Source organism: Nocardia sp. NPDC051321 (assembly GCF_044455225.1).
Classification (GTDB): Bacteria; Actinomycetota; Actinomycetes; order Mycobacteriales; family Mycobacteriaceae; genus Nocardia.
In genome coordinates, this window is sequence record NZ_JBITEM010000031.1 from 21,711 (window position 1) to 30,734 (window position 9,024).

At 62.6% G+C, this 9,024-nt stretch carries 5 protein-coding genes; 4 read left to right on the top strand and 1 reads right to left on the bottom strand.

Going from position 1 to position 9,024, the window contains the following annotated elements:
• Positions 1-834 precede the first annotated feature (834 nt).
• From ACIA8C_RS42790 to ACIA8C_RS42800, 3 genes are all read left to right on the top strand, one after another.
• A complete protein-coding gene (locus ACIA8C_RS42790) occupies positions 835-1,608 on the top strand; it encodes a hypothetical protein (protein WP_397145207.1) in 774 nt (257 codons plus the stop codon).
• Entirely contained in the window at positions 1,608-2,726 is a 1,119-nt protein-coding gene (locus tag ACIA8C_RS42795; protein WP_397145209.1) for a DUF4238 domain-containing protein, read from the top strand. The genes ACIA8C_RS42790 and ACIA8C_RS42795 overlap by 1 nt, the downstream gene beginning before the upstream one ends.
• Before the next feature lie 272 nt (positions 2,727-2,998).
• On the top strand, positions 2,999-5,077 hold the full coding sequence (locus ACIA8C_RS42800; RefSeq protein ID WP_397145211.1) for a recombinase family protein: 2,079 nt from the start codon (positions 2,999-3,001) through the stop codon (positions 5,075-5,077).
• A gap of 477 nt (positions 5,078-5,554) precedes the next feature.
• Here ACIA8C_RS42800 and ACIA8C_RS42805 read toward each other — a convergent pair whose 3' ends face one another.
• Positions 5,555-8,002 (bottom strand): tetratricopeptide repeat protein, encoded by a 2,448-nt coding sequence (locus tag ACIA8C_RS42805; protein WP_397145213.1) that lies wholly within the window; start codon positions 8,000-8,002, stop codon positions 5,555-5,557.
• A gap of 597 nt (positions 8,003-8,599) precedes the next feature.
• Between ACIA8C_RS42805 and ACIA8C_RS42810 the strand changes: the two genes are divergently transcribed.
• On the top strand, positions 8,600-8,815 hold the full coding sequence (locus ACIA8C_RS42810; RefSeq protein ID WP_397145215.1) for a hypothetical protein: 216 nt from the start codon (positions 8,600-8,602) through the stop codon (positions 8,813-8,815).
• The last annotated feature ends 209 nt before the right edge of the window (positions 8,816-9,024 follow it).

Consider the following 9,024-nt stretch of genomic DNA (forward strand, 5'->3'; position numbering starts at 1 on the left):
CCGTGCACACGAGCCTTTATATTGAAGGGTGGGTATCTTAATTGGGTTTAAACTTTGGGTATTCTAAAAAAAACACCCGTGGGGCGCGGGTCTGGGGGGGCCCCGACCTGCGTAAACAGTGGAGGATATGTCACGTTATTCGAACCCACGGCCCTGGCCGCGGAGACACGAAGGCCCGCCCGCGAGGTCTCTGACCAGCACAAACCCTCGGCACCGACCGGGCGATCGAATGGTCACGTGCTCCGCAACAACCGGATAGCTGAACTGCTGTTCAGGTTTTCGGCTGCAGAAGAGTCAGAGTTCGGCACGTGGCGGGCCCGAGTCGACGTGCGGAGGAGTCGAAAGGCGCGCTCGCTCAGCCACCCTCATCCGCCGGGATACAGCGCGACGATGAGGCAGAGGCCGAGCACCTCAGCATTCGTATTCTCGCCACGCACGCGACGATGGACAAGGTCGCTAGTCTGGACAATCGACCAGCAGAGTCGCCGACGCATTGTTCTGGTTCGGTTTCGAATCAGATCGTGGTGGTAGGGAAACGTAGTCTGTCGCCGCTCCGATAGTCATAGCATGGCTGAACAATCAGTGTCGCCAGCAACAACGGCAAGGTTCGTCATAATGGCGCCCGACGGGCGGCGCTCAGCCGAGTGGAGAGTGTGGACTGGTAAGCGCAAGAAGGCCACCAATGAGCTTTACCTTGCCCCCAGGCATCGGGCGTCCGAATTCAAGTACAGCCTCCATAGCGGAAACTACTCTCAGCTCGGATATCTTGCCCCGGTTCGAGAACTTCTCCGCCCCGGAGATCGGCACGCGATCCAACGGTGGGAGCCATCGTCGATGGAGATACTGCCGAACTGGCGGGTCGCGTTGTGTCTGCAATTTCCTGAATCCGAGCTCCGCGCCCTCGAAAGCCAATCGATCGCCGCCGACACGATAGAATTGCCGAGCGTTCGAGCGGGTTTCGCAGTAAACGTCATGGTGATCGTCGGTACGGCCGACGCCTCGCTCGACGGGCTGCAATTGGTTGCGGTCCTGGACCAAGAGGCGGGTCGGAAGGTCGCTCTTGTGCATCTGGCGTTGCCGTTTGATCCAGCAATTGTGGCGGCGCTGCACGCGCAGGACTCAGCGCGGATTCCTCTTATTATCGCCGGCGTCGCTCCCACCGAACCTTTCGATTGGGCAGTTGTGCCTGGCACAGACGGCAGTCGGCTCGTCATCGAGTACGCCAAACCCGACCGCGACCCCGACGCACTGCCTGCCCTCCCTCCGTTTCGTGGAACCGTACTGGCGTGGAACACGGGGCCTCAACATCTGCGCCATCTCGAACTCGCCTGCGGGATCCTCGTATACAAACCCGCGGATAACAGCCGGCTCTACGTGGACCAGCGCTCCCGATGCGATCATCGCCGACTCGGACGGAACGCCCAGGAACTGTGCGACGCTGCCGATCTCGGGCAGTTCGACAACCGATGGAGCAACCTCCCCAGCAGCGAACCGTACACAATCTTGTCGACCCAGCGGGTACTCGACGAGGCCGGAGTCGATCCGAATAATCCACAACTTCCGCCAGAGCCGTCCACCGACCTCAACGCCGACCGAAGGCAACAGTGATGACAAGCTCGCACGAATGGCTATCGGACACGTTCGCGCACGAATCGCGCAAGCAGGCCTTGCACGAGGAGTCGAGCCCTGGCCAATCCAAGAACCATCACTATGTTCCGCGCTTCTACCTGAAGCGATGGGCGGTCGCGCGCGATGGCAAGAAGAAGATCTTCTTCGTGAAGATGACGATGGTCGACACCGGCGCGACTTACGTCCAACCGCTGGAAGAGCTCGCCGCAAAGTCGAACTTCAACCGCTACGCCGCAGACGATATCGACCAAAGCCGCTTTCCCGCCCTGTGGGTGGAAAAGCATATGTCCAGAATAGAGACACCGTGCGCTCATCGGCTTGATCAAATCTGCACCGCAACGCCAGGCCCAGTGACGGACCAGGCACTGATCGATGACCTGGCCGTGTTCGTCGTCCTGCAGTACGTACGCGGGACGCGATACCGCAATTACGCACTCGCGCTTGATGACTCGATCGCAACCACCGATCCTCGGCAGCTGCGCGCAACCGTCGGTGCGCTACTCCCCACGCTGCTGCACAAGTTCGGAACTGAATACGATCCGACCCGCCACGAACAACAGCTCGACATGGTGCTCTCGAAATCGACAGCCAGTGGTAGCGCAGATTCAAGAGTGAAAGCACTGGACCTCGCACTGAGTGACTCACGGATCTTGTACTCGGCCACCCGCGATCGCGATTGGGCAACCTATTCGACTAGTCAACCCCTTGTAACTTGCGACGAACCGGTGACCATGATCGCAGGCCCACCCCACGATCGGTCTCGTTGGCTCGGCCCCGAGAAATCCCCCGTCATGATCTTCCCACTCGATCCCCACCATTTGCTGGTCATGCTGAACTCGCCACTGGTGCACACGGGCCCGTTCCATCTGAACGAAACCGAAACTCGCCAAATCAATCTGGAGATCGTCGCCGCGGCGGAACGGTCCGCCTTCGAACGACCCGAAGATGACATCGCACGCCAGTTCGACCTACCGCCCCGACGCCCACGCACCCACACCAGCGACGCCGATCTCTTCGAATCGAGCCGCCAGCCAGAACGATGGCCCGACGGCGGCGGCCCCGAATGGCCCGTATCACGCTGGTACACGCCGAATTAGTGTGCCGCTTTCGGCTCGAACGACGTGTTCTGCCAATCAGCGCGTCACCCGCCGGAACCTTGATCACCGGTGACGTCACGCGACTCCAGGCGTGTTATCCGCCCAGGCTGACAAACCTCTGAACGCGAACTGGTCATCCAGCAGTGGCCGCAGCCAGTCCACGATACAAACCCGTCTCGGCACCGAATTCCTCTGTGCTGACCTGTGGCCGATCGTGCCCTGTCGACGGGTCAGCTCCGCTTCTCATGTGCCCACATGGAGGGAGTCGCTACATGAAGTGTATTGCTTCCAATCCGCTCGGATGTGCTGCTGCGGTGCTCTATCTGCGAGTGTCGACCAAGCGGCAGATGAACACCGCCATCGACCTCGACCTCGACGGGTTGTCGATCCACACCCAACGCGAACACGGTACGGCCAAAGCCGACTCACTCGGTGCGATCGTCGCCGAGGAATTCGTCGAGCCAGGCAAGTCGGGCAAGAACATCATCGAACGCGACGTCTTCCAGCAAATGATCGCCTACCTACACACCCACCCAGAGGTCAAATACGTCATCGTCTACATGCGCTCACGCGCGTTCCGCAACCAGTTCGACGCCGCCATCGTCCAAGTCCAGCTGCAGAAAATGGGCGTGCGGCTGGTCTCGGTGAAAGAGGACTTCGGCCAAGGCCCATACGCCCAGGCCATGGAGGGGATGCTCGACATCATGAACGGCCTGCAAAACACCTTGCAGGGCCTCGACATCGCCGACAAGATGCTGCAGAAAGCCATCAACGGCGGCACCAACGGCTACGCCAAACTCGGCTACCTCAACACCCAAAACGAAATCGACGGCAAACTCTTCAACAGCATCCAACTCGACCCGGACCGCGCACCGCTGGTGCGCACCGCGTGGGAGCTCTACGCCACCGGCGACTACACCGTCGAACGACTCGAAGCAGCCATGGCTGATCGCGGGCTGACCAACCGAGCACGCGGCAAACTCCCCGAACATCCGGTCCAAGCCCGTCAACTGCATCGCATGCTCGCCGACCTCTACTACACCGGATTCATCGTCTACAAGAACCAGGTTTATCCCGGCCGCCACGAACCCATCATCGACCAGTCACTCTTCGACCAGGTCCAGCAAGTCCGAGAATTTCGCGGCCGCCTAGGCCAGCGCGACCGCATCCTCACCCACTACCTCAAGGGCACACTGTTCTGCCAGCGCTGCCGCACCAACGGCCGCACCGCACGCCTGATCTACACCGAAGCCACCGGCCGCAATGGCTGCCGGTACAGCTACTTCCTATGCCGCGGCCGGCAAGACGGCCTGTGCGACTTGCCCTACCTGCCCGCGGATCTGGTCGAGCAAGCCGTCCTCGACCACTACACCACCCTGAAACTTCCTTCTCGCTTCATCCGAGAGGTCCGCCAACTCCTGGATGCCGCTCTGGCCGACGAAAATGCCAGCACTCGCGCCCTGCACGCGAATCTGCGTCGACGGCTCAAAGAACTCACCGCTCAACAAGAACGGCTCTTGGACCTGGCCACTGATGCCGGCCTCCCACCATCCGATATCGCGACCCGCCTGCGGCGCATCCACACCGAACGCGAACACACCACAGCCCAGCTACACACCGCCGGCGCCGAACTCGCGACCGGCGCCAACTACCTACGCGACGCACTCGAGCTGCTCACCGACCCACACACCCTCTACCAGAACACGACCGAGGCGAACCGCCGCATGATCAACCAAACCCTTTGTCATGCAATTTATCTCGACTGCCGCACCCCCATCGAGGTCACCCACACCCTCAACCCGCCCTTCGACGACATCCACCACGCCGCCGAACTCCATGCGCGACAAGACAACCCGAACCTCGACCAACACGAATCCGACCCGTCCGAGGACTGTCGTACACCTTCAGCCACCGAATACGCCTCTCTCGCTTATATCTACGGCATACCCGCACGCTGCGCACACCAGAGAACAGCAGCAGTTATCGAACTCATGCGCGGCCACTCCACCCACAACCATCGCACCGCGACACTCGACCGGCTCTGTCAACGACTCGCCGACAACCCACCTGCCCAGCCAACACCACACCGCCACCGAACCGCGCCCTACGCCTGCGCCTCACCGATAACCAACGCACTGCGATCTGTACCGCCTACCAAAACGGTTCCTCCACAAACCAACTCACCATCCGATACCGGCTCGCCAAAGGCAGCGTCCTGCGAATCCTGCACACCGGCGGTATCGAGATCCGCCAACCGCGCCGCCTCACCGACAGCGAAGCCGACCATGCCGTCACCCGCTACCAACGCGGCCAATCACTGGCCCAGATCGCCACCGACCTCGGCGTTGTAGCCGAAACAATCCGTGCCGCCCTTCAACGCCGCGCTATCCCCCGCCGAGATACCCACGGCCACCCGAAACGAACCAGCCAGGCCAACAACAAGAACCAGCCACCGCGACAACCGACCTGAGGACTTTGCGACGAAAGTCGGGGCCCGCTGCACTGGCCATAGACACCCGAACCTCCGAGCCTGCGGCTTGCCGGCTCGGAGGTAGTTGCTTCGGTTCAGCGCAGACCTGATACGGACGGGCGACGACGACGTGGACGCGGCCAGGGGTAGTCGAAGAGTTCGAACAATCGGTCGAGACTCTCCACGAAAACAGGGGAATCCCATTCACCAACAGCTGACTACAGTTGGGGCGAGTGAGCGACAATGCCGATTACATGGCGTTGACTGGTGACCTGCTGAAGTGCCGACCAGACAAGTCAATCGGTTGGTCTCGCGACCGCTACTGGGTTGCAAAAGGCGCTGGCCAATCTTGCTGCTGTTAATCGTCTTGATCGGTTGTCCCGCTGGCCGCATGAGAGATGCGAAGCCGATCGAGGGTGGCACGAATCGTCATGACGCCCTGATGATCAGGCCCGACGACGTATTCGATCCGCTCAAGGATGTGTTCGTACTGCCGTATGGCGTTGGCGAGTCGGCCGATCGATTCGTACGCGCGGGCGAGGTTTGTATGGGCGAGGAGTGTGTCGGGGTGGTTGGGGCCAAGGTTCGGCTCCGTGTCGGCGAGGGTGCGTTCGCGCAGCGGAATCGCGTCGTCGAGTCGACCGACCGATTCGTAGGCGCCGGCGAGGTTACTGCGGGCGGACAGGGTAAAGGGGTGGTCGGGTCCGAGCACCCGCTCTGTGTCGGCGAGGGTGCGTTCGTAGAGCGGGATGGCCCGGTCCAGGTCGCCCGCCGTCTCGCAGGCATGGGCGAGGTCGCTGCGGGATATCAGGGTATCGGGGTTGTCGGGTCCAAGGATCCGTTCCCGGTCGGAGAGGGTTCGCTCGAACAACGGAACCGCTTCGTCGAGCCGCCCGGCCGATTTGTAGGCGCGGGCGAGGTTGTTCCGGGAGAGAAGTGAGTTCGGATGGTTGGGCCCGAGGACCCGTTCCATGTCGGCCGAGGTGCGTTCGTGGAGCTGGATGGCTTCGGTTTGGCGCCCGGCCTGCGTGTACGCGTGGGCGAGGTTGTTACGGGCGAGCAGGGTGTCGGGATCGTCGGGGCCAAGGACCCGTTCTCGGTCGGCGAGGGTGCGTTCGTACAGCGGAATCGCGTCGTCGAACCGCCTGATCTCTTCGTAGGCGCCAGCGAGGTTGTTGTGGGAGGTAAGGGTGAGGGGGTGGTCGGGGCCAAGGATCCGTTCCATGTCGGCCGAGGTGCGTTCGTGGAGCTGGATGGCTTCGGTTTGGCGCCCGGCCTGCGTGTACGCGTGGGCGAGGTTGTTACGGGCGAGCAGGGTGTCGGGATGGTCGGGGCCAAGGACCCGTTCTTGGTCGGCGAGGGTGCGTTCGTACAGCAGAATCGCGTCGTGGAGCCGACCAGCCTCACGGTAGGCGTACGCGAGGTTGTTGCGGGCGGTGAATACCTTGGGGGTGTTGGGTCCATGTGCCCGCTGCCGGTCAGCGAGGGTGCGTTCGTACAGCAGAATCGCGTCGTCGGGCCGACCAGTTGATAGGTAGGCGGCAGCGAGGTTGTGGCGGGATTCAACAGTGAAAGGATGGTCGGGGACAAGAATTGCTTCACAATCGCGGAGAGTTCGTTCAGCGAAGGGTATCGCTCGATCGAGGCTCGCGGCCTCGGTCAATTGGTGGGTGGCCCAGACGCAGAGCGCTATCGTGCGGTTGCGGCAGATGCTGGATGCCTGGGTAGCGAGACCCGTAGCCCGGATCGCTTCGATTTGGTCGGCCAGATCAGCGCCCTCGGCACGACGAGACCAGTGCTGGTCGGGGCGGAGTGGCTGCACAACGAGGCGGTGTGGCTGCACAACATCGAGCGCGTGGGAGAGCACTTTGTTGCCCTGCTCCGTGTCGCGAACGCGCTCGAGTAGGACGCGGGTGGTGAGCCGGTGTGCGATCAGCCGGTCCTCTCCGGTGGACCAGTTCAGCAGGCTGTAGCGCACGCAGCGTTCAATCGCGTCGTCGACCAGTTCGTCCAGGTGCCGGTCGGAGTGGTGCAGCATTTCCCGCCGGACGCCGGTGGGCGCCAGAACAGCGAAAAGTCCGAGTAACCATGCCACGACGGTGTCGAGTTCTGGGTCGTCGGTGGCGGCTTCAGCGGCCTGGACCGAGAGCATGATCGCTTGATCGGTGGAGCGGGTGTAGTCGGACCCCTCACGGTGACGCAGCGCGCGCGGCAACGGTTGGGAGCGCAACTTGTTCAGATACTGCGTGTATGTCAGCGGGGGCCGAGGGGCGGTGATTGCGGCGGCCGCGGCGGCCAGGCCCAGCGGCAAGTATCCTAGTTCTTCGGCGAGGTGTTTCTCCCCGGTCGGGTCGGTGATGTTGGTCGCCGCGCGCAGGAAGGCGGTGGCTTGTTCGAGCGTGTAGCCAGCGACAGTGATGACGGGGGTGTCGGCGAGGCGGGTCATGGACTGGTCGGTTGTCGTGATGATGATCCGCGTGCCGCCGCGGGTGGGTAGCAGGCGGCGCAGCAGGTCGGGGTCGGTGGCGTTGTCGAGGACCAGCAAGTGTGGTTCGGGGTGGTTGTTGAAGTAGTCACGTAGCCGGTGCGCTGACGCGACCGCGTTACCGTCGGGGGCGCTAACACCGATCTGGTCGGCGATCGCGGCCAGCCCGTCATAGACGGTGCCGACGTCCGCGCTCACCCACCCCACCAGCACCCCGCGTTTGTCGTGGTCGAGAACCTCGCGGGCGTAGGCTGCGGCCACTTGGGTCTTGCCTGCCCCTCGCATCCCGGTCACCACCGCCGCCCCCTTGCCGTGTGCCAAACCTTTCCTCAACGTGGTGAGCTGGTCGCGGTGGATGAAGTGGGCTGGCTTCGCCGGGACCGGCCCCACCAGCACAGCGGCGTGGCTGCCTTCCTGCTCAGGTTCGGAGGCTGGTGATTTCGGTTCTTTATAGGCGTTGGCGCGCAAGCGTTTCCAGTGCGCTGCCGCCTCTCGTGTCCACGTCTCGGACGCCGCGACGTGGAGACACTCCACGACTAGCAGGAACGGCTGGTTGTAGCGGGGAACGGTCGGGTCGGGGCCAAGCCAATCACCGATCGTGGACGTCGGGACCGACTCGCTCCTGCGGTGCTGGATCCAGTCAGCGATGTCTTGCAGTGGCAACTGCGACCGTTGCCGCAGCGCGTTAAGCTCCGCCGAAAACAGTTCTCGCGCTGACTCGCGACGACCGCCACCGGAATCCTGATCCACCGGTGTTCCTTTCGCACCTACTGCGCCGACCCGGCCCGACTCGGATGAGTCGGAAACCGTCGGTGACATGGGTTTCGTTGAGCGTAGCCAAGACTTCGCGCTGTACAGCGTCGAACCGATCTGACTTGCTATCCGGGCACAACCACTGCCCCTGAAAGCGAGCCCTCCATGTCCCCCAACACCACCATCGCGACCGAAATCCTCTTGCGCGTCCTAGCGGCTGTGATCGGTGTCCTTTTTGCGCTTCTCACCGGTGCTGGGGCCGTCGCCCTGTCCCGCCGCGACGGCGACAGCTGGCCCACCGCTCTTCGCCACGGCGGGAAAACCTTCGCCGCCACCGTCGGTGTGCTGGCCATCCTCTACGGCGTCGTCGTGACCGTGTGACTCCGCCGGGTACCGACCGGACCGCCAAAGCGGTCCGGTCGGTGAATGCACTTCATCGGTACCCGATTCGCGTTCAGTTGCCAACTTGCGCGGTGGTACACACCGACATCTTCGGGTGAATCCCCCCGGTGAGTCCGGGGACTTCATCTTCTGTGAAGGATGGAGTCGTGTCGTCGAGGAAGAAGTATCCGGCCGAGCTGCGTGAGCGG